The organism is Nocardia sp. NPDC049935 (genome assembly GCF_055586645.1).
In genome coordinates this window covers 730,613-752,875 of sequence record NZ_JBVJHV010000003.1, presented here as the reverse complement: position 1 = coordinate 752,875, position 22,263 = coordinate 730,613, and the positions used below count along the sequence as shown (strand labels likewise).

Annotated in this window: 1 protein-coding gene; it reads right to left on the bottom strand. The window is 67.7% G+C overall.

The window, feature by feature from the left end; translation table 11 throughout:
- Positions 1-138: 138 nt before the first annotated feature.
- Positions 139-22,260 carry a hypothetical protein gene (locus ACZ6SF_RS16310; RefSeq protein ID WP_466062901.1) on the bottom strand — a complete coding sequence of 7,374 codons (22,122 nt, stop codon included), beginning with the start codon at positions 22,258-22,260 and terminating at the stop codon, positions 139-141.
- Positions 22,261-22,263: the final 3 nt, after the last annotated feature.

The window sequence follows — 22,263 nt, the reverse complement described above, 5'->3', positions numbered from 1 at the left end:
TCGCTGTCCGGCAACCGGGCCCGCCCGGCGCGGTCACCGGACCGGGCGGATCATCCCGCTTCGTCCGAGAAGCCGTGCCGGTGACGGCGAAGGCGGCATCGAGCGGACCTGTGCTCATCGAGCCGGCGGCCCGGCTTCCTACGCTGGGCCGGGCCGATCCGGCCGACCGGGCCGCCGGCGTTGCCACGGTGTCGACGCGGTCGTATCGGCTGTGCGCGACGGTTTGTCCTCGGGCGGCGAGAGTCCGGGGTCGGTCTGGTCGCTCGCCGGGGCCGCGGCGAGCCGCCGTGCGAGCTGGGTGCGTACCAGCCGTTCGAGATGGGCGCTCATGATCCGTTGCGCCTCCGGAGCGGCCGGCCCGAGCGTGCGGGCGGTCGCACGGGCGTCGGCCAATGCCTCATCGATATCGATACTGCGGTCGCGGCGGTAGCTGTACCCGCTCAGCACTTCTTCCAGCCAGACGAGGAAGGCTTCGTAGGAGTTGTCGGCCGGATCGGAGTCCTGGAACAAGGTGTGCAGTTCGTGGATCACCGTCGCGAGGTCCCATTGCAGCAGCGTCTCGGGTTCATCCACCGGGTCCCGGTTGTTCTGTACGAAGTCGTAGAGGACGTGTCCGAGTTCGTGGGCAAGGATCAGGCGTACAGGTTGGTCGGGAGGCCCGATGAAATGCCCGTCCTCGATCAGGGCGTTGATCGTCAGGCGCATGGTCTCGCGGTCGACCAGCCATCGCTCGTTCAGCACGACGGTGGACCTTCCCAGCACCGACGAGTTGGTATAGCCGAAGCAGTTTTCGTCGTGGTAGGGGACGATCGCCATTTCGTGGAGGTCGGTCACATCACCGAACTCGTCGCGGTGGGACAGCAACTCGCCGGCGATATCCCGGACGGTTTCGAGGTCGATATCGACCATCTCGTGCCCGACGAGGTCGATACCGAGGGTGGTCCGCACGGTGTCGACGAGTTCGTGCTTCTGCCGCAGCAGTGCCTTCTCCGCCTCGGTCGACGGGGCGCGGAAGGCATATTCGCTGCGGAAATCGGATTGTTCGGCCATGCCGACGAGCAAGTCGTACAACACGCGCTGACCGTCGGTGACCGGCGGCGCGGAAAGGTCATCGCCCAGGAATTCCGTATGCACGCGCGCGAACGATCCGAACAGGATTCGCCGGACATCCAGATTCCCGTCCGCATCCAATCCCTCCGGGCCGAACTGATCGCGTACCCACTCGGCGGAGTCGTCCGTGTTCTCGACCTCCTCGGGTGACCTGATCTGCCGCAGGACAGCACGTGAATGCGTTTCGGCCCGCCACCGTCCGGCCGCCGACAGCAGGCTCCCGAATCCCTCGAGCACGGCCGCGCGCAGGGATTCCAGCGGTATCGCCTGAGCGTGCGCCTGCGATATGTACACACGCAATTCGGCGCCCTCGAGTTCGCGCTCGACGACACGGGGTCGTGCCTGGGCCATGAGAACGGTGTCGTCGTCGAAGACTCTGTATATGAGCCGCACACCGCGTAACCGCGTGGGATACCGATCCAGCAGCGTGTGCAGCAGATGCACCAGTTCGCCGAAATCCTCGGCGCCGAGTTTGTCGACGCCTTTGATCGGCACATGGTGCAGCCCCTGGAAAGTTCGCGCCAGTTCGGCCGGTGGCCCGCTCGGCCGCCCGAGATTCCATTCGGCACGCGTGACCAGTTCGAGGAAATCGTCGATCATGTCCACGGCGTGCCGCAGCACGGGGTCGCCGGAATAGGCCACCAGTTTCTGCAATGACACGGTATCCGCGGTGGGATACAACGGCGTGCGGGGTACCGCGACACCGAGTACGTCGGACAATGTCCGCTCCAGTTGTCCGCTGATGCCGCGTAGCCGCAACTTCTCGGCGTGGCTCGGCGCCGGCCCCAGTTCGGCGTGGCCGGTCATCCACTCACCCAGTAGCAGGGGTAATTCACCGAGTCGGGGACTGTGCCAGACGTTGTCCCAGGCATCCGTGCCCAGGTCCGGCAACGGGGCCTGCACAAAGGTGAGTGCTTGACGGAGCAGTGGAATCTGTACATGCTCGGCCGGGACCCCGAGTGCCGCGCCCAGTGCCGCGCGGGCGCGGTCCAGGTTCTCCGGCGAACTGCGCGAGTGGCCCCACTTCTCGGGTCGTGGGTGATGGCCCGGTGCCGCGGCCTGGTCCGGCGCGCCCCGTGGGCGTGCGCCGATTCCGTCGGAAGTACCGCGGTCGACCGGGGTGGAGGACTCGGGTAGCCGGGACCCCACCGGATCACTGTTGCCGGTTTTTCCGGTGTCGTCGCGGCCGGATGCCGCGATTTCGCGGTCGAAGCGTGCCTGCCATTCGGCATCGGACTCGCCATTCGGCATCGGGTAGGTGGCGGTGCCGTCCGCCAGATCGCCGAGGCGCTGCGACAGGCCGTCGAGGTACGCCTCGAGGAGGCCCGGCCAGGTGTCCTCGTCGAGTTCGTCGGCCCGGACCTGCAGTAGCCGGCCATGCAGATGCAACTTGACGAATCCGTCCAGGATGTCGATCTGGCGAAGCATGCGGTTGTCGCGCCGGAAGAAGGGATCGGCCCGCAGATCCGCGACAACTGTTCGCCAAGCCTGCGCAGTGTCCTGCTCGGGACGGACCCCGAGCAGGTGCGCGGTGTCATCGCGTAGCTTTTCGAGCAGGCGCACTGTGCCGTCTAGCGTGGTGCGTGGCGGTTGCGTCGGCTCCTGCGACTCCTGGAACCGCGTGAAATGGGAGACGACGTCGGAATACCAGGACGGCCGGTCCCTCCGCTCGAACGCCGACTCCGCGTCCATGATCGCCTCGCGGACCGCATCCAGTTCCTGCGGCGGGAAGGCGAGGGCCCCGGCGAACAGTCGTGCGATCGGAAAATCGAGTTCAGGATTCAGGAAGGAATTGCTGAAATCGATGGGCACCAGCCGGACACGGTGGTCGACGCCCAGGTTCTCACCCTCGAAACGGTCCCATGTCCGAAGGAGTTTCTCCGACAGCACCAACCGCCGCCAGCCCGGCGTGTGCTTGAACCTCCGCACCGACGAGTAGTCCATCGGGTGGTCGCGTACGTCGGGCACGTAGCCGATCAGTAGCACGAGTCCGCGCTCGTCTCGGCGCAGCACGGGAGGGGCGGCCGAACCGGCCAGCCGCGATATCAGGCTTCCGAGCTCTTCGGCGTCGGCCTGGTCGATATCGCGAACGGTTTTCTCGATGACTCGGAAGCCGTTGGGATAGGTGAGGAGCACGACTTGTTCCGACATCGTCGAGTCGCCCGAATCCTGCTTGAGGATCTTGGGTTTGCCGACTCCGGACTCCTCCGCCGCGGCCACCTTCTCTTCGAATGTCCGCTCGTCGACGAGATCCTTCATCCACGCGATATCGTCCGCATCGAGATAGTACTTCAGGCCCGATTCCGGTTTGTCGTGAATTCCGTTCACCGTTTCCACGGTTATCCGGCCGTCCCGGCCGACTCGCACCAGCCAATGGTCGATCGGGATGCCGTCCGAGGCCGCCATCTCCCGCAGCGCGGGAGCCACCTCGCCGAGGAGTTCTTTCTGCCCCCGCAGCGGTGAGGCCACGACGATGCGCAGGGAACCGTCGCCGCCGTGGATGAGCCCGATACCGCGTTCCAGCCGGCGCGCGCCCGCCGCCGCGAGGATATCGTCGGCCACCAGAACCGCCAGTGCCTCACGCACCTCGTCGACGTACCCGCGCCACGCGTTGATGTGACTGCGTATCCGATCGAATTTGTTCCGGACATCGGCTACCGCCGCACCGTGGGCGAGCACTCGGGCCGTCACTCGGTCGAGGACGTGACGGCGCAGGACGGCATCCATCCGGCGGGCCTGGATCTCGGCCAATCGGCCGATTTCGTGCGCGATCAGGTCGGCGTCTTCCCGGTACACGTGCGTCAGATCGACGCCGAGTTCGTCCGCCGGTCGCAACAACTCGGCGGCCACTTCCGAGGCCTCCTGCTCGGCGCGCTCCAGAGCCCTTCGAGCACTGGGCGCGAGGTCGTGCGATTCGGATATCGGCTGTCCGTCCGCGCCCACCGGTTTCGGCGACCTACCGCCGCGCGGCCATCCGCCACCGGTGGCGTGCGGCTGTGCGAGCCCTTCGACCCAGCCACGCCGCTGTGCCCGATTACGGCCGGGTACCGGGTTGCGGGCCTCGCCGAAGGGGTCCTCGGGATCGGGCACCCCCATGAATCCGGGTAGGCCGGCGGATCGCGGGCGCGGCGGTGCACCGATTCGTTGCTGCGCTGTGTCGGATGCGTCTCCGGCTGTCGTCGGGGTGGCGGTGCGCTGCGGAAGCCAGGCGACGGCCAGGACGAGGCCGTCGCGGACCCGCCAGCGGCCTTCGATCGGGTCCTGCGGGAGTCCGAACTCATGGGCGGCGGCCGGATCGAGCCGAGCGCTGAAGGTGCGCTCCGTGAGGTCGACTGTCACGTGCACGAGATCTTCGGCGGGTCCGGCCGGGTGCCGGCCGGTATCGGTTGCGGGAAGGAAGGTCTCGTGGACACCGGCTACCGCATCTTTGATCGCACGCAGCATGCGCAGGAGGTATGCGCCGTCCCGGACCATATCCGCACCGCCGGCGTACCGGGCCCAGGTGTATTCGCCGGGGTCGAGGAAACCCGGGTTGGTGGTGGTCAGCGGCTTGTTCTCCGCGAGACCGAGGCCGAGCGCGCGGTACTGTGCCGACCACGCGGCGACCGCGGCGGCGTATGTGGACTCTCCGGCCCCGAGCGACGGATCGAGGGTGATCGCGCCGACCGCACCAGGTGGCCACGGCAGCGGCGCCGGGTACGGCGGGCGGTGCGTCTGCTGGAAATCCGGCGCTACCTCGGCCGAGACTCCGAGGCGGTGCAGCGCCATCCGCCCGCTGAGGAATTCGGGATCGGGGTTGTGGCTGTGCACGGTCCGCGCGCCCAGTGCCTCGTACGCGGCGACTCCCGGCGGCAGCAGTGGGGAGATCATCGACTCGCCGAACCGGAACCAGGTCGATTCGACATCGTCCAGCCGGATCACTCCGGTCTCGTAATCCTTGCCGGGTGCCGGACCATGCTGCCGCGTGGACGGGTGTGGGTTGCTGTCGATGACCTCGACGACAAGTCCGCGTTCGCCGTAGGCGCCCCCGCCGATCCGGCCGACCACCCTGACCTCACCGGTGTTACCGGCCAGCGCTGTGCGCACCCGGGCTTCGATCACCGCCGCCGCCGTTTCGGCGCCCTCGGCGGTGCGCCATTCGTTGCGGGTGGTCAACCACCGGGTGAACTCCGCCCGGGCCCGGGTTGCCGCGCGGATCTGTTCGGACTCGGACAGTCGCACGCCGAGAGCTCCGCGGGGTCCGACAGAGATATCGAAATCGTGGCCGGGTTCGCCGCCGCGCCGCCGTCCCGGGTGTGCCGCTGTGACCCCCTCACCCGGGCCCGGTTGGAAGAGGCGGTCCACCCAGGTGGAGTCACCGGGGCCGACGCGCACAGTCCAGAACGGGCTGTGCACGATCTCGCAATCGGCCAGTGCGTATCCGACGAGGCCGACAAGGTTCTCGGGGTCGAACTGCAGCAGTGTCACCGCGAACCCCGGCGCGGCCCGCTGCTCGGCTCGGAGCAGATCGTCCCAGAGGGTTCGCGCATACTGCAGCAACTGGAGTTCGGTGGCATCCAATTCCGTGACGGGACGTGCGGCGAGCTCGACCACCACCCGCCGCAGTACCAGCTCACTGGCCGTGTTGGAGAACTCCCGGGATACGACGGGCGACCTGCCGTTGCGCTGCACGGCCTCCGGGGCGTCCTGGACGACCGCGATCCGCTGGTCCGGAGTCAGCCGCTCCCACCAGTTGACAATCGCCTGGCGTTTCGCCATTTCGCGTCTCGGATCGGCCGCCGGGCCGAAGATGGATTCGGCTGTAGCCCGCGCCCCCGCGGCGCGATACGCCAGCAGCGCGGTCCCGCGTTCCGCGGCCGGGAGTTTCGCGATGAGTTCCGGTCGCGCCGGTCTGGCGGTGTGGCTCGCGGTGAAGGCGGCTTCGAGGAAATGATCTACCGCCGTGACGAAGCCGGTGAACCCGGAATTTCCGGCGATTGCGGCGAGGGCCCGTATCTCGTGCAAAACGTCCTCGGTCGCTTCTGGGCCGGGGTCGACGTCCAGTTCGGGCGGCGGCAGCTTGTGATTCGAGGCTTCTCGGACGTTCGGCTTCGTGCCCGGAACTTGTCCGAGCTCCGGGGCCACCGTTGTGACGCCCAGGACGTCGGGCAGGGCGCTGTCGAGCGCCATCAAACGGCCGTTCAACTCCGCGATTCGCAGGAACGGGGCGCCGCGATCACGGGCATCGCGCGCCTCCGAGTCCACCGTAATGCGTTCACGAAGCCAATTCCGCAGCTCGGGTGTGCCGATCGCGTCGGCCACGCGACGCTGTGCCGCGGGATCGAGACCCTTCAGAACCTCCTGGATCGGGTTGATCGCGTTCGATACCGAGGCCGCGGTGATCATCTCCGGGGCCACGCCGAGCTGTTCCGCCATCCGGAGCGTCTCGGGCAGTAGGCTGGATTCCGGGCCTATGTTCGTGGGTGCTTCGGAGCCGCCGGACCGGCTGCCGGTCCAGGGGGTTTCCCGAGCCGGGCCCGTCGGGTCCGGTGTCTTGTTCGGCTGGGAGGTGGATGCCGCGGTTTCGTGCTGTGCCCGCCCGTGATCGTCAGCGGAGTCCCGGGGGACCGCGCCGATGACATTGGCTATGAAAGGCACTCGGGCGAGGGCCGCCGGTGTATGCCGTTCCAGAACGACTTCGCGCACCGTCCGTGTGTACCCCTCGGTTTCCGGATGGTTGCGTCGCTGCAGATAGTGCCCGAAGTCGAAGTCGCCTGCCAGTAGCTCGGCGGTCGTGGACACGAAATGCCACAGCGCGTCGTCGGCTGGTGCGGATATACCGGTGCGGCGGCGGAGGTACGTACGCAGGGCGTGGCCGAGGATATCGGGCGCGGCATCGGGCGGTGCGGCCAGTGTCTCCGCGACGACCGAAGCGAACCACCGGCCGACGTGATCTTCCGGCGCCGCGGAGGTACCACGGAACCCGTCGCGCAATTGTTCGGCGTGACGAAGCTGGTATGGCTCGATCCAATGGTTCAGGAAGCGGTCGTACACCGCCCGGCACGCGATCTGGGGCAGCAGGGCGTCACCGGTGAAGCGCGCCCGGAAGTAGGCCCGCTGGTCCCGGGGCAGGGCTCGGCAGCCCGGGTAGTTCGCCCCGTACAACCCATTGCGAGGGATCGGATCGAAATGCCCGAATTCGGCCGGTGTCAGGAATTGCCGGGTGAGGTCGCGATCGGCTTGGAGTAACGGTCGCGCGGCGAGCATCGCGAGATAGGTGTACTGCGCGATTTCGTCCAGCGAGAGCTCACGCTGGATATTGCCGATGATGCTCGCACGTTGCGCGATATCGGGGCCGCTGGGTTGCTCCGGTGTATCGGACGGCATCGTCCGGTATTTGTAGAGGTGTAGCGTTTCTCCTGGTGTCAGCGGGCGGGCCTGCTCGATGAGCAGCGGTCCCGGACCGGTATTGGGCAGGCCTACAGCGACTTCCGCCTCCAATGCCGCCCCCGAGAAGGCGGCGAGCATGCTCAGGCGGGGACTGCGTTCCCGCAGCCAGTTCAACTGCCAGTCCCAGTAGTCGGGGCTGTCGATCCAGTCGCTTCCGTGCTGTTCGCCCTCGGCGATGCGCAACAGGTCCTCGATATAGGCGAAGCTCGGGCCGAGGCCGCGCATCTCCGCGGCGAGGTCACCGACTCGCGGCACATAAAGGGCCGCGGCTTCGGGTCCGGTCGCGGAGGTCGTTCGTCGTATTTCGGCGTCGCCGCCGGGCGTCGGTTTACTACCGATCCGGCCGTCGTCGGGAGCGGAGTCCGACGGCATCTCGGCTGTGGGCGCGGCCTCGTCGAGTTCGAACCAGAGGTTCTCATTTCCATCCGAAACCGTCCGGTCCCACCGTTGCGCGTGGGTGTTCAGCAACTCGAGTGCCGGGTCGGAGGGTACGGTTTCGCCGGTGTGGGTTGCCGTCTCGGACTCCGGCGCACGGCCGGCCGCGTCGACGCGCAGAACACGATCGCCCTGGCTACCGGTCATCTGAATGAGGAGCACGCCGACCGAACCGGCCTCGAGGATTCGAAAACCCAACTCCCGAACCAGCGATTCAGCGGTTTCGGCATGCTCGGCCGGCCAGTACTGCAGGAGATCTCGGATGCGCCATTCGGCCGCGAGCACGGAATCCGGTCCACTGACTATCAGCTCTGACCGTTCTGGTGCGGGCCGTTCGGGAATCTCGGGCGCGACCTGCGTAACAGCGGCCTCGGGACCACCGGCGTGCGGCAGGTACCCGGGGTTCGGTTGCCAGAACCGAGGCAGTTCGTCGGCAATAGCGGCGAATTCGCCATGCCACACCGCTGCCGGGATTTCGAAGCAGCCCATGATGCGGTCACCGCGCACGCCGCCCGGCCAATGGACCGAGACGACGCCCCCGGACTCGTCTACCACCCCGAAGCCGCCGGGCGCATCGATGACGTAGATGCGGTGCACCATTTCGAATTTAAGTAGATTGTCGCGGGATACCGCTTCGCCGTACACGGCCGCACGGTCCACCCGCGCCGTGGTGTAGACGACTTCGCCGTCGCGCTTTTGCTTTTTGGGCACAAACCCAGCGCCCCAGACTTCGTCGCCGGGTCGTGGATCTCCACGAAACAGCAGACCGCCGCCGACCCGCCAGCCCGAGCGAACATAGTCGGCACCGATTTCCTCCCATCTGGAACGGATCACACCGATGGCGATATCGGTGACAGCCGCCGCGGCGAGCAGAACATCATCCGGTAGTTGAGCGGCCAGTGGATTCCATTGCACCGGCCGCGAAGAACTCTCGAGGACCGACCGCACCACCTGAGCGCCGTCGAGCGGGTTCACGGATTCCTTGATGCCGGGGGATACGAGGTCGGTCGGCGACGGGTTCGTACCTTCGGTATCCGGGCCTGCGACGAATCGGGACTCCCACGGCGCGCGGTCCGGTTCCCGCCGCGGTGCCGGACCGGCCCCGTCGTTGATCCGGGCCGCCCAGTCGCCCAGTTCCTGGTAGGTGATTCCCCAGCGCACCCCGTCCACCACATAGGCCGGATGGGTCGGATCGGCCGGGTTCTCGTAGTCGGCCTGGACGGACGCCTCCGCCCACACTTCTATCTCGTTGACCAGGTCCGGACGCGCGGTACCGTCGACAGACCGGGCGTAGCGGCTCAGCTGGGCCAGCCAATCCGGGTAGGTAACGGTCACCAGGCCACGATCGGCGAAGTGCCGGTATGCGTCCGCCAGAAGTCGATTGATCCGGATCCCGGTGAATCGATCATCGATATTGTGGAATACGTGGTGGAGTTCGTGTTTGGCCAGGGCCTCCAGCAGGTTGCGTCGGCCACCCGCCCGGAAATCGGTCTCCCGCGAAATCCATTCATTCAGTCCCGTAGCGGTCAGTTTGCGGTAGTTCACGCTCATAGAGCGAGCCCTGGCTTCGGCTACTCGGAACTCACCGAGGTCCGACACATAGATATCTTTCAGTGGGAGCCGCAGGTCTGGTCGGAACCGTTCGACGAGCGCGATCTCCTTTTCGATCGTCCCGAAGAATCGCCTCGCTACGCTGATCGGTATCGATTCGTCGACGCTATGAACCCTGATTCCGGTACGTGCGGTGAAACCCTCGATGTACGCGATCGTCGACTCCGGGCGCTGCGGGTTCGGCGCGGGGTCGCCGGAATCGCCTTCGCGGGACATCGGGTCGTGCTGCCGCGCCGACCGCAGCGTGTCACCGGGCCCGGGTTCGGCTATCCGTTCGTCCATCTCGAACCAGGTGGCTACGGTGTGCCCATCGGCGTCGGTGCCGGACCGGTGGCTCAACGATCTCAGGCTCCCCTGCACCCAACCCAGGGGAATCCGCTCGCCGGTACGTTCGACGGTGCGGGGGCGCAGGTCCGCACCGGTCACCTCCACCCGGAGTGAGCGGTTACCGGGTTCCCCGGTGATATTCGCCGTGACCCGGAACGGCTCGCCGCTGTCCAGGCCGGCGGCGGCGAGTTCGGATACCAGGAGTTGGGCAGGACCGATCTGATCACCGGCCCGCCAGTCGTGCAGCAGTTCCCCCAGTTGTCGGCGAAGCCGGGCGACCAGCCGGGTGTCACCGGGCGTGACCGCGACATCGAGTGCCGTGGTCTCCCGCTCCGGCCTGCTGCCGATCCGATCATCGGTTCGGCCCGGCGCTTCGGTGCGCCCGGGGGATCGGGCCGGCCCCGCGACCGGGCCGGCCTCTCTCGTACCTTCTTGCCGCTGAACCGGCGCGGCCGGGTCGATCAGGACGCCGGTGACGTTGTCGCGGTCGCGCGCATCGATCGCATGTTGTTCGACGGCCTCGAGCCCGGCGGACAGCGAACCCGGCCTGGTAGCCATACCGCCGTACACGGTCGCCGCGAGCGATTCGGCCGCGAAATTCTTTCCCCATGCGCCGTCGGTGCCGATGAACAGCAGACCCGGACCTTTGATCGGCACCGTGTAGGCGTGCGATTCGCCGGCGTCGCCTTCGGGGTTGCCGAGGTAGCGATGCAGGGTATGGGAGAACTGCAGCGCGAGCGCTTCTTCCTCCGTGAGGGGTGGCCGGACGCCGTCGTCGCGCATGAGCATCGGAACGATGGAATCGTCCTCGGTGAGCCGCCGGGAACCCGAGGCATCCGGCGTGAGCCAGTACGCTCGGGTATCGCCGCGCCAGTCGACCGTGAGCTGGTTCTCTTCCACCAGCGCCACCGTGATCGTGCAGGCCGGTGGTGTCGCCGCCGTGGTTCCGAGTTGCCGGCCCAGCCCCTCCACCGCGTCGGCGGCCGCCGCTGTCGCCGCTCGCACCATGGCCAGCGGGTCGAACCGGCCGTCGGACCCGACCTGTCGTAGTGCTTCGACCAAGTGGTCGCGCGCGGTGCCGACGGCGGTGGCCGAAGCGAGTTCACTCTTCGTCGATGTCGACGTGCCATCGGCGACCACAGCCACTTGGACCAGCCGGCCGCCGACTACGAGTTTCGCGACCGCGTAGGCGTCCTGGTTGTTGTGATGGCCGTCGCCCGCGGGTCCGATACCGATATCGCTCGAACCGGCAACAGAGCCGAGATCTGTGGTGACCCGGCTCGGGTTGGCGGTGACATCGTGGAAGTGTCCGACGAGCATCCGGAGCCGATCCGGGTCGATCGCCGGGGGGCGCGTCTCCGCATACATCATCAGTTCGTCCAAAGACTCGTACGAGTCCTGGAGCTTTCGGTACTTTTCCGAGAGCGCCTCCGCGATCTCGCGGCTGTGCCGGGTGAGTTCCACCAACTCCTCGGTCGCCGGTGTGCCTTCCTCGGCGGCGCGTGATTCGGCTTCTTCGGCTTGCCGGATCGCCCGGTCCGCGACCTCGCCGGCCCGGACGGTTTCGGCGAAGACGTTCTCCGCTGTCCGATACAGCTGTGCGAGATCCAATTCCGTCCCGTCACCGAACCGGATGCTCGGCGACGCTGGTGGGATCTGTCCGGCATCAGGACTCTCCGCCCGGCCCGCTGTCGCCGCGAGGTGCTCTGCCGTACTCCGCTGCATTTCGGGGAAGGCGAGGACGGGCGTTGGCTCCGCTGGAGCGCGATCCTCGGTCCTGTCCTGTGCATAGGGGTTCTCCGATGGCGTCTCGGCCGCTCGCGGGAGCGTGTACCACGGCTCCCACTGCCGTGCCGACCACGGGGCGGTGCCGGGGAGGGGCTCGGCCTGCCCCGGGAAGGCGTTCAGGGCTTCGCTCAGTGTGCGGACCCGCTCGTTCGCGGCGGCGTAGCGGTCGAGGGCGTCCGCCAACCCGGTGCCCGATTTCCCGTCCATCACATCGCGGGCCTCGGCATACGCCGCCGCGCGCTCTTCCGCGGCCTGAAACAGGTGAACCAGGAGCCGTAGCCGCTGCGGTGTGTGGGCCGAAGCGGGCCGGTCCAAGTCGGCATGCAGTTCATCGAGGTGGTTCGCGAGGTTATCGAGCCGGGCCAGATCGCCGGCGGTGGTACCCGGGTTCTGCCGCGCGGCGGTGATTTCGGCGGCCACCCCGGCACGTACCGCGTCGAGACGATCCGGCGTGACCGTCGCCCGCAGCGCGCCGGGATCCTGAGGGCGCGATCCGATCGGTGTGTCTCGCCCGCTGTCCCGGTCCCGGCCGTATATGTCTGTGTCGGAAGTGATTTCCTCGCTCAGGCCACGGGCACCGTCCGTGATCCGGCCGGGCTCGGAAAACGTCACATCTACGATGAGGTGTTCCCCGTGGGGGCCCAGCAGGTGGTTGACGGTCACCTCGGTAAACCCCAGTTCACCGGCCATTTTGCCGGTGAACGTCCGGCGGGCGGCATCCTCGGGGGAGAGCTGTAGATCCTGCAGGTACGCGTTGAAGGTGTCGAGGTTGTCGGTGTGGCTGTCGCCCGCAGACCACGGCGCCCGGATGGCTCGTACCTGAGAGCCGATCTCGGACATCATGTCCCGGAACATCTGCTGACCGGACGGTGTGCCCTCCGCCGCGCCGATCTGGAACAGGAGAACACCCTCCTGGTCCACCCATCCGTGGATGCCGTCGTGGTCACCGGCGCGGTAGGTGTTCGAGTAGGTGACGATGGCGTCATCGCCGCGGCGAGCCAGGTATTCGGCGGGCGTTTCGTCGGCGGGCGCGGGCTGCCGGGGGAAGTAACGGTTGCCCCACACCTCGAGTGCCGCGGTGCGGGCCGATCGCGGCGCGCCGCGTGAACTCGACACCTCTGGGGGATACAGCTGCGCCAAGGTCGACCACACGTGCTCCGGCAACGGTCCGGCGATGGTGCGGGGCCGGTCGAAGTCCAGTGCCGCGGCCGCGCGGGCGGGCCGGTCGGGGATACCGCCGGGATACTGCTCGGGAAACCTGTCGGAGTCGTATCGGCCGAGCAGTCTGCCCAGAGCTTGTTCCGCCTCGGTCCGATCCGCCGGATCCACCGGTGAATACACCAGTGCGCGGGTCTGCTCGGCCGTGGTCGACCCTGGTTCGAATTCGTGGAGCATGCCGTCGTCGGTGTCCGGATCGCGTACCTCGACGACTCGGCGGCCGTCGTAGACGAGGGTCCTGGCGCGTTCCACCCCCTCGATGCGCTCGAGCACCACCGCGGTCTGCCCTGGAAGTCCGTCCCGTATCAGCTGCTCGGCGATCTGATCGGTGGAACCGAGATCGCGGAATGCGGCGCCCGGTACAGCCAGGGCTGCGTGCGCCTCCTCGGACAGTGCGCTCAGATCTCGCGGTGGTTCGTGACGAGTGCCGTCGTGGCCGGAAACCGGCCTACTGCCGATCCGGTCCGGATCCCGCGTCGACGACGGTACGGCCGGAACTCCCGTACTATTCGGTGCCGCGATAGCGGAAGGAAGATTCACCACCAGTTCAGGGGTGATTTCCGGTGGAGCAAGTGTGGTGACGAAGTGGTGGATCACCCATTGCGGGCTGCCGACGACGGGGCCGTTGATCTCGACATCGGCGAATCCGACCGCGACCGCTTCGGCCGGGTCGAGTGTGTCCTTCGTCCGATCGGTGAAGGCCGCCGCGGGTAGGCGCTGTAGCCATACCTCGAACGGTTCGGTGATCAGGCGGGCGATGTACAGTGCCGCCCAGGCTTGCCGCAGCACGCTCTCGACTTCCCGGCTGAGCCGCTCGCCGGTGGCATCGTCGATCGCGTGTGCGAATTCGTGGATCACATCGTCGCGGTAGGGTTTTCCGCTGCTCGGATGAAAGCCGGTATCGCGGTCTGCTGCGTCGTCCTTCAGCGCCGACTCCCGGTCGGCCACCCGGGACAGGTTCAGCCGCATCCATCGGGCCCGGGGTTTACCCGTTCGACCCGTCATCTCGGCGTGGATCAGCTCGGAGTCCAGAAATTCGATGGCCAAACCGCGAATATCGGTCATGTGCTCGGCCGAACCGGGCGCATTCCGGTACCGGGTGAGCAGGCCGGCCAGCGTCTCGAGAACTTCCCGGACCGCGTCGACGGGCACCCTGGGATGGTCGAAACCGCTGATGGTGAAGTATGGATGGTCGAGATCGAACTCCTCTACCAACCGTGCCGTGGCCTGTGCGTCGGCGCTCAATCCGCTGACGTGCGCCGCCTCGTCCGGTGTGTGTAGCGCGTGCCGCTCCGCATGGACCAGCTCGGTCAGCACTCGCTGGTGGATATCGGACAACATGTCCTGCTGCGTGCCGAAGAAGATCTCGATCCGCGGCTGCAGATAGGCCACCTGTTCCCGCATCGCGGTGATCGCCGCCCGTGGGATCGAATGGTCCTGCCACAGCGCGCGGTCGTCGACGATCCGCTTGAACTTCGCAGCGAACGGGCTCGGCGCGGCAGCCTCGGAGTCGATTGCCGCCCGACCGCCGGTCACCTCGTGATCGGCGCCGATATTCCAGTGGAGCGTGCCGCGCCGGGCCCCGGTGACCGCATCCAGCAGTCCGAGCAGCTCACCCGATACCGAATCCAGGTACCCGCGATCGACGGGGCCGAGCGCAGCGCGCATCGCATCCGCCGGATCTTCGTCGATCAATCCGAGATCGTAGGCTCGCGCCCACTTCTGCGGCAGAACAGTATTGGCCGTGCGCGCGGGAACAATCTCGCGATACAGCACCGTGCTGTCGTCGGGGTCCGGGTACGTGCCGGCGAGAGGCGCGCCCATCGCACCGCCGATTTCCGATATCAGCCACTGCTTCGCCGCCTCGTCGGCATCGTCGTAGGTCTCTCGGACGCACTGATAACCGTTGCCGAAACTCACCCGCTCGAGTGTGACCCCACGCGCCCCCGGCAATGGTTCGCTGTGCACCACAGCGGAAAACAGGCCCTCGGTGACGAGTGCCGGGAGCAAATTCGGTTCATGTGGTCTGCTCCCTATGGTGTCCCGCGGTCGCGCGCCTATCGCATCGGTGGGTCCGCCGGAATCCGGGTTCGGCCGATCCGGTGGATTCTTGGGAAACCGCATCACGACGGTCTTACCGGGCGCGCCGTAGGCGGCCAGTTCGTAGCCGAGCGTGGATGCTATCGCCATGACGAGAACCCCGCCCCTGCCGTGGGTGCCCTCGGTCCGGTCGGCACCGAGTTCGGGACCGTCCAACTCGTTCGCCATGAGGGCGTCGAGATCGATACCGTCCAGGAACGCGTCGGCTGCCGCGGGATCGTAGTCGTCGGCCGGGTCGGTCGCGACCTCCGTGACCGAGGTGGAGGTCTCGTCGTCGGTGAACTTCCAGCCGGGTGTCCCACGGGATTCATCGGTGATCTCCACGACCAGTTCGTCGTTGCTCGCACCCGCGAACGACATCCGAACCCTGGCTCCACCCTCTTTCGCATACATGGAGACGTTGCCGAAGATCTCCGAAACCGCAACGCGGACCAGTTCGGTCCGTGTCTCGTCCCACTCGCCGTGCCGCAGCAGATCGACCACCGTGCGGCGCACGACACCACCACTCGGTCCCACTTCTTCACGGGTGAAGACCAGGTCGACCTCCGGCTCGGGGACGGCGTGCAACGGTCCGTCGGGTACCGCCGGTGTAGCAAGGGTGAACCGCCGGATCCGGTCGCCGTTCTCGAGTATCTCCAGGCCCCAGGTACGGGATTTCTCGTCGAAGAGCTGGAGTAACCGCCCGGTGTCGGTCACGGTGACTAGCCCGGTTTCCTTGTCCGGCAGGTCCCGCTTCGGCGCGGTCCGGCTCTGGTCGACCACTTCCACCACCGCCCATCGGGCGTCTCCCTCGCCACCCAGGTTCGTGCGCACGGTCGCGGTGCCCTCGGCCGTCTCCAGCATCGCGGTGACCACTTCCAGGGCTGCCGCGGTCCGCGGTTCCAGCGGTGTGCCCGCCAAGGCCGCCCGCACCGACTCGACCCGTGATTCGGCCGGGTTCTCCGACGGCCTGCTGCCGATGCTGTCCGGCGCGGCGGCGGCCGCATCCCCCGAAACCGGGCCCCATTCTTCGGCCAGGACGAACCCGTACACATGGGCCAGACCGTCCTCGTCGGCGAATGCGCGCGTCACGACGTACCGAACCCCGCGCATGAGCAGGACTTCGGGAGTGCGGGTAACGGCTTCGGTACCGAGTAGCGGAGTCCCGGCGGGCACCCGCAGATGTACGACATCGGAATCCCCCAGGCGGGCCGATGGTGTGCTGCCCATTTCGGCGGGCAGATAGCCCTTGACGTCGTTCAATTGGCCGCGCATACCTGCCGGGTCTGCATTGTCGGCCGGGTCCAGGACGGTCTCGGCGACAACCCAGGCATCGACGGTTGTCCGGTTGCCGAGGATGGCGGCATCGAGGTGGGGTACATGCGGCCGGGCCGGATCGTCGAGCCTCTTCTCCTGGTAGGGCGCCGCCGCGTACCGGCCGACCGCCGAATATCCGAACAGCGATGTCCCGTTGGCATCCTGTTTCGCCCACGCGATCGACTCGGCATGCTCGGCCGGGATCTTGCCGAGGTGGGTCCGGGCGTACGCCGCCCCTGCGCCCGCGGTGTCGAAATCGAGTGCGTCTTCCGATAGTTCGGCCTTCGCGACAGCGTGCTTGTCCGCATCGGAGAGGGCGTCGAACTCTTCGACCGTGCCGCCCCAGGGCCGGTAGAACGGCATCGCCTCGGCCGAGCCGTCGTCGTAGCGCCGGACTCCTGCGACGCGAAGGCTTTCGTCGGCCGCTACGACCAGCGAATCGAGCTCGCTGTACCTCTCGATCAGCTCGACCAGGCGCCGCCGGTCCGCCGCCGACCCGGGATCCGCGCGAAGTTCGTCACCCAGCTTCAGGTAGAGCTGTTCGACCGGCCCTCTGCCGAACGGCTCGACAGCTGCGCCACCGAGCCGGCGCAGCTGCGTTCGCAGCTCGTCACGCCGCGAACGCAGGCTTTTCAGCAGGTCACGATCTTGGACCAGGCTATGTACCGACGGAAGCGGCCGGGGTGGGCGGCTCCCGGCCCGTGAGCCTGCGCGCTGTCGCGTACTGTCGGCGGTGTCCGGCCCCACCGGAGCAGGCTCACCGAGGCCGGGCCGCCCGTCGAACGCCGCGTTGATTTCGTCCACGATGGCCGGCGGAACCACGACTTGCCGGGACAGGGGCAGGATCTCGGCCGACGGCGCACCTGGGTGCAAACGGGGAACGAGGTTGCCGTCCCGATCGAATTCGATGGTTTCGAAGCGTCGCTGGTCCACCGATAACCGGTTGAGGTATACCTGCTGCTCACGGCGCCATTCCTCGAAGTTCGCGGCTTTGTTCAGCAATGTGCGGCGGTTTCGGAGGTCGGCGGGGCCGTAGTCGGTATCGGCGTGCCGGTCCGGTGACGCGGCCAGGTCGACCACGACCAGGTTCGGATCGTCGACCGAGGTGCTGTCGTTGACCAGCAGCACCATATGGTCGTCTGCTTCGACACTTCTTCCCGCGGCCCGGGTGTCCTTCCATTTGTAGACCAGGACGGTGATCCCACCGGGCCGGGATTTCAGCGATTCGGCCACCTGGTCCAGCGATTCGGCCGGCGCCAGGCCCGCACCGAATATCTGGCGTACCGTCTCGCGGTCGTGGCCCTCCAGGCTGGCGGCGGGCATCCGGAAGCCACCGGCGTTGCCGGGGCACAATACGCGCATCCCGGTCACTGCGTTGTTGACACAACTGTTGGGACTGCGGCGATGGATCTGCACGACCGAATCGAGCAGCGCCGCGAGGGCCAGATACCGCGACGCGGCGGCGACGATATCCTCGGCTGCTCGTTGTCCGGCATCCTGGATCCGGGCAACCGTGTCCTGGATATCTCGGCTCGCCGGCCCGGAAACCGGGTCGGCCCCGTCCGGGATGTCCCGGCCCGCCGCCGGCCCGGAATCCTGCGTCACCGCGTCCGGGGTCTCCCGACCCCGTTGCCCGGAATCCCGCACGGCCTCCGCTGCGTTGTCGCGCGTATCGGCCGGTCCGGAATTCGTGCCCGTCAGGTGGTCACCGACCACTTCGCCGAGTATGTCGCGGGCGAGGGCAGGGGTGATGGATGCGGCGGGATAGCCCAGCGCCGCGGCGAGGGTATCCCTCGCTTCGGTCGACATGGGTTCGAGCAGGCGCATACCTTCGGCGCCGTCGATATCCGCGATCGGCACACCGAGTTCGGCGGCCAGCCGGTTCCGCAACGGTGTCAGATGGTCCAAGGCCTGTTCATCGGTGAACAGGGCGCGTTGCAGGGCTGTCGCGGGTGCGGTCGCCTCGACCTGTTGCCGTAGCGCCTCCACCGCGGCGGGCGCGATACCGGAGCGCTCCAGCAGTTCGCGAAGCGGCTCGACGGCACCGTCGCGTTGCAGTGCGGCGATCCGGTCCTCGATGGCCGGAGCCGGGAGCCCCAGCAGCCCGGCCAGTCGTGCCGTCCGGTCCGCCGGCTCATCCAGGCGGTCGAAGTCGACGCCGTCGCGGTAGTGCCCGGTCTCGGCCTCGGCGAGGGTGAGGACGGGCAGTGCGGTGGAAAACGCGTGGTGCCGGATGAACTCGGCGGTCGAATGACGCAGCGCACGCTGTTGTAGTTCGGGTGCCAGCTCACGGACGGCGTTGTTCGCCGCGACGAGCCTGTCGTGGGTCTGCGGGGTGGGATCGACGGCGTGGGCGGCCGCGGCCTGTTCGTAGTGCACCACGGCTTCACGGACCCCGCGCAGGTGCATGGCATTGCGGATCAGCTCGTCCTGGGGCGACATCACCACCTGCGCGCTGCCGCGGTCGCCGTTACGCGCGGTGCGGTTCTTGGCCTGCTCGTGGATATAGGACTGCTCCGGTGCCTCGGTCATCCACACATGCATGCCGCCCTGTGCCTGCACGGCATCGGATACCGAGATATCGACGCCGCGCTGGCCCTGCCGGTTGATCACCAGGATCTTGCCCTGCTCACCGGCGCTGTCGAAAACTCGCTGCAACTGGGCTTCCCAGTCGGCCCCCCACCCGATGATCCGCCGCGCGTCGACCGCTTCGATCGCGTCCCGGGGCACTCCCGCGCGCACCAGCGCGTCCACCTGCCGCTCGACCAGATCGTTGCGATGACACAGGATCTGCTGATACCGGCCCTCACCCCCGGCCCGCATCTCGTTCGCGTACTCCGCGATGGTGCGCAACTTGGCGTGGGTGCTTTCGACCACATCGGGGACGCCCTCCACCAGCCGGTGCGTCTGCGACCGCCCGACCTCGTGCGCCGGCTCCAGGCCGTATATCTTCTGCAACACCGGGTTGAGGTCCGCGAGCGTGCCGGATGCGCCGGTCACCTCGTCGAAGAACTCGCCGCCCGCGCGGTAGATCTCGACCGAGTCGATACGTTTGGCGGAATCCGCGTCCGCGCGCACGACGATCCGATGGTCCTGGGCGCTCACCCCGCGGGACTCGGCCGCGCGGATCTCTTTCGCCTCGATGGCCTGGGCGAGACTCGCCTTACCCGGCTCCGCGCTCCACCGGGATTCGCTCGAGGTCTTCGGGTTGCGTTGCAGGCCGTGTTCGGCTTGATCGATGATGACGATCTTGCCCGTGTCCATCTCGTAGTGGACACCCGAGCGGACGAGGAATTCGGCGTGGGCCGCGGTCTCCAGCCGGGAGGCTCCCATGCCGTCCAGCCAGTCCTTGCCACCGGGCAGCGCCTCGACCTTCGCCCGCCCCTCGGGCGTGAGTTCGGGTTGCCCGTCGTACCAGTACTTGATCTCGGGTGTGCCGTCCGGATGGACGCCGACCTCCTCCGCGATTCGGGTGAGGCCGAAATCCGTATGCGACAACGACCGGTTCGCCAGCGCGTCGGCCAGGAAGTCGTGTGCGGCGAACACCTGCTGGGCCGTTGCCTCGGGCGCGGCCTGCTCGGCACCTTCGGATCGGAGGAACTGCCGTTCCCCCCGGTCGATGATCCCGTCGATCTCGTCGATCAGCACATGTCGCGGTGGCCGGTGGCCGGCATTGGCCAAATGCCCGACCGTCTCGCCGGTCGCGACGACGATCGCGGGGCGGCCCTCCGTGATCGGCCCGAAGCCACTGTGCTGATCGGCCCGGAATACGTCGATCCCGGACCCGTGCAGCAACTTCTGGTATTTGACCACCTCTCGATTGGCCAGCCCGTCGGTCGTGGTCACGAGCAGGACCGAATCGTTGTGCACCGCGCGCTGTATCGCCGCGGCGGTGAACACCAGCGATTTGCCCTCGCCCGGTTTCATCTCCACCGGCCGTGAGGCCAGTGCGAATACCGCCTCCACCTGCTCGACCCGCAGTATCATTCCTCCCGGCACCGCGTCGCTGACCGTGCCGCGCCGGATGAACTCCATGGTGGCGAGCATCGACTGGTGCGGATCGCTGTCGAACAGTCCCGCCCGCACCACCTCGTCCGGAAGGTTGTGCAGGCGCTGACTCTCCGGGACGTGATCACCGGAACTCGAATGGAAGTCGTTCAGCAGATCGACTGCCCGATCATGATCGCTGCGCGGTCCGGCGGTCTCGCCGGTGCCGTCCGGACCGGTGTCGTCGGTAGTTGTCTCGCGTTGCGGGGGCGTCTGCTCGCCGTCGACCGGCGATCCGCTGTCGTCGCGAACGCCCGGCGGTGATCCCGAATCGCCGTCGGCGGCCGGCTGGGTCCGCGCCGGAGCCTGGTTGCCGTCACCGTCAGCGACAGCGGCGCGTTCTCCGGACGGGTTGTGCTCGGTCTTCGCCTGCGCGACCTGTTCGCCCGGGGTGCCCGGCTTTCCGGGAATGCCGTCGGTGGGCCGTGGCGTGCTGTTCTCCGGAATCTTCGGCGGGGGAGCGGTTTCTCCCACGGCCGCGACCGATCGCGGTGCTGCCGTTTTCTCGGCAGCAGGCGCTTTGTCCGGATTCGAGCGCTGGACCGGAGCGGCCGGTTCGGAATTGGCTCCCGGTCGTACCGGGCCGGTCTCGGATGCCGGGGGCCGGACAGCGGTCTGCGATCCCGGTGGCCCCGCGGCAGCCCGGTCGGCCGAGACGGATGCGGGCCGTCCGCTGGGTGTTCGCTGCTCCGCGGCCACCGACTCAGGGGTGATCTCGGGGGTTGTTGCCCTGCCGCGCTCACCTCCGGCCCGCGTCGTTTCCGGAGTCGCGGCCCAGGCGCGCTTCGCCGCCTCCCACCCACGTTTCGATTCGGGTGACACCTCGATCGGGCGCCGTCCCGCCGCGGTGCTCCTGTCGTGCCCTGCCGAGATCGCGTCGGGCGGTGTGAAGGTCCCGACGCCGTCGATCGCTGGAGGCCTGGCAGCGCCGCGGGCATACACGCCTCCGGCGAAGGCGCCGTTGAGCAGGGGCCCCAGCACCTGGGTGTAATGCTGCGGCCAACCGGCGACCATCGACGCCGCGCCCAGGCCCGCGATCGCCCCCGCCGTGCCGTGCACCAAACCCATGGCCACGCGACTGCTCTCGATCCGGGGAAACACCATCGGAGCGAAGCGGCCCGCGACCATGCCGCCGGTCGCTCCACCCGCGCCCGCCAAGGCCGCGACCCCGATCGAGGTCAGATCGATACCCGTTGGATTGGTACCGTCCGACCCGATGACGGCGGCGGTCCGATCGCCGGTGGCAACCTGCATCGCCTGCACTCCCGCGTCGACACCCACGGGCAGCGCGACGGCCTTGCCCAGCATGGTGGCGAACTGCGCGGCGCTCATACCGCTCAGCCGGGCGGCAGTCCTCGCGCCACCGGCCTGAATGGCCCGCTCCAGGCCGGTGCGCATCACGGCGACCTTGACACGCCCCTCCACCAGCATGCCCTCCACCGCCGGCGCCGCCGCGACCGCACCGCCCGGTCCTGCTGCCGTGGCGGTGCTCATCAATCCGAAGATTCGCCACGCCAGGTGGATTCCGAACGAGAACATCACGCACAGCCACTTCTCCGCGTCATTGGCCGCCGCCTGCGCTTGATCGGCGAGGGCGTTCACGTCCTCGCCGAGCCTGGAAGCGCTCTTCCGGTAGGAGCGCAAGGTCTCGCGTAGCTGCGTCGCCAGCTGGCCTACCGAATCCTCCTGTGCCAAAAGGGTTTCGATATCGCCCGCGCACTCCTCCAATTCGAGACTGCGGGCGCGCAATTCGGCGGCCGTGCGGCGCAATGTGGAAATCTCCGCACGGGGAAGTTCTCCGCCGAACGCCACCATCTCGATCGGCGTGCGCAGGAAGCCCGGCAGGCTTTCGAAGGCGTTCCGCAGCTCCACGACCGGGCTGAACAGCGAACCGTCCATCCC

Coding starts and splice junctions, on each gene's coding strand:
- ACZ6SF_RS16310 (WP_466062901.1), bottom strand. CDS start 22,260: ATGGACGGTTCGCTGTTCAGCCCGGTCGTGGAGCTGCGGAACGCCTTC.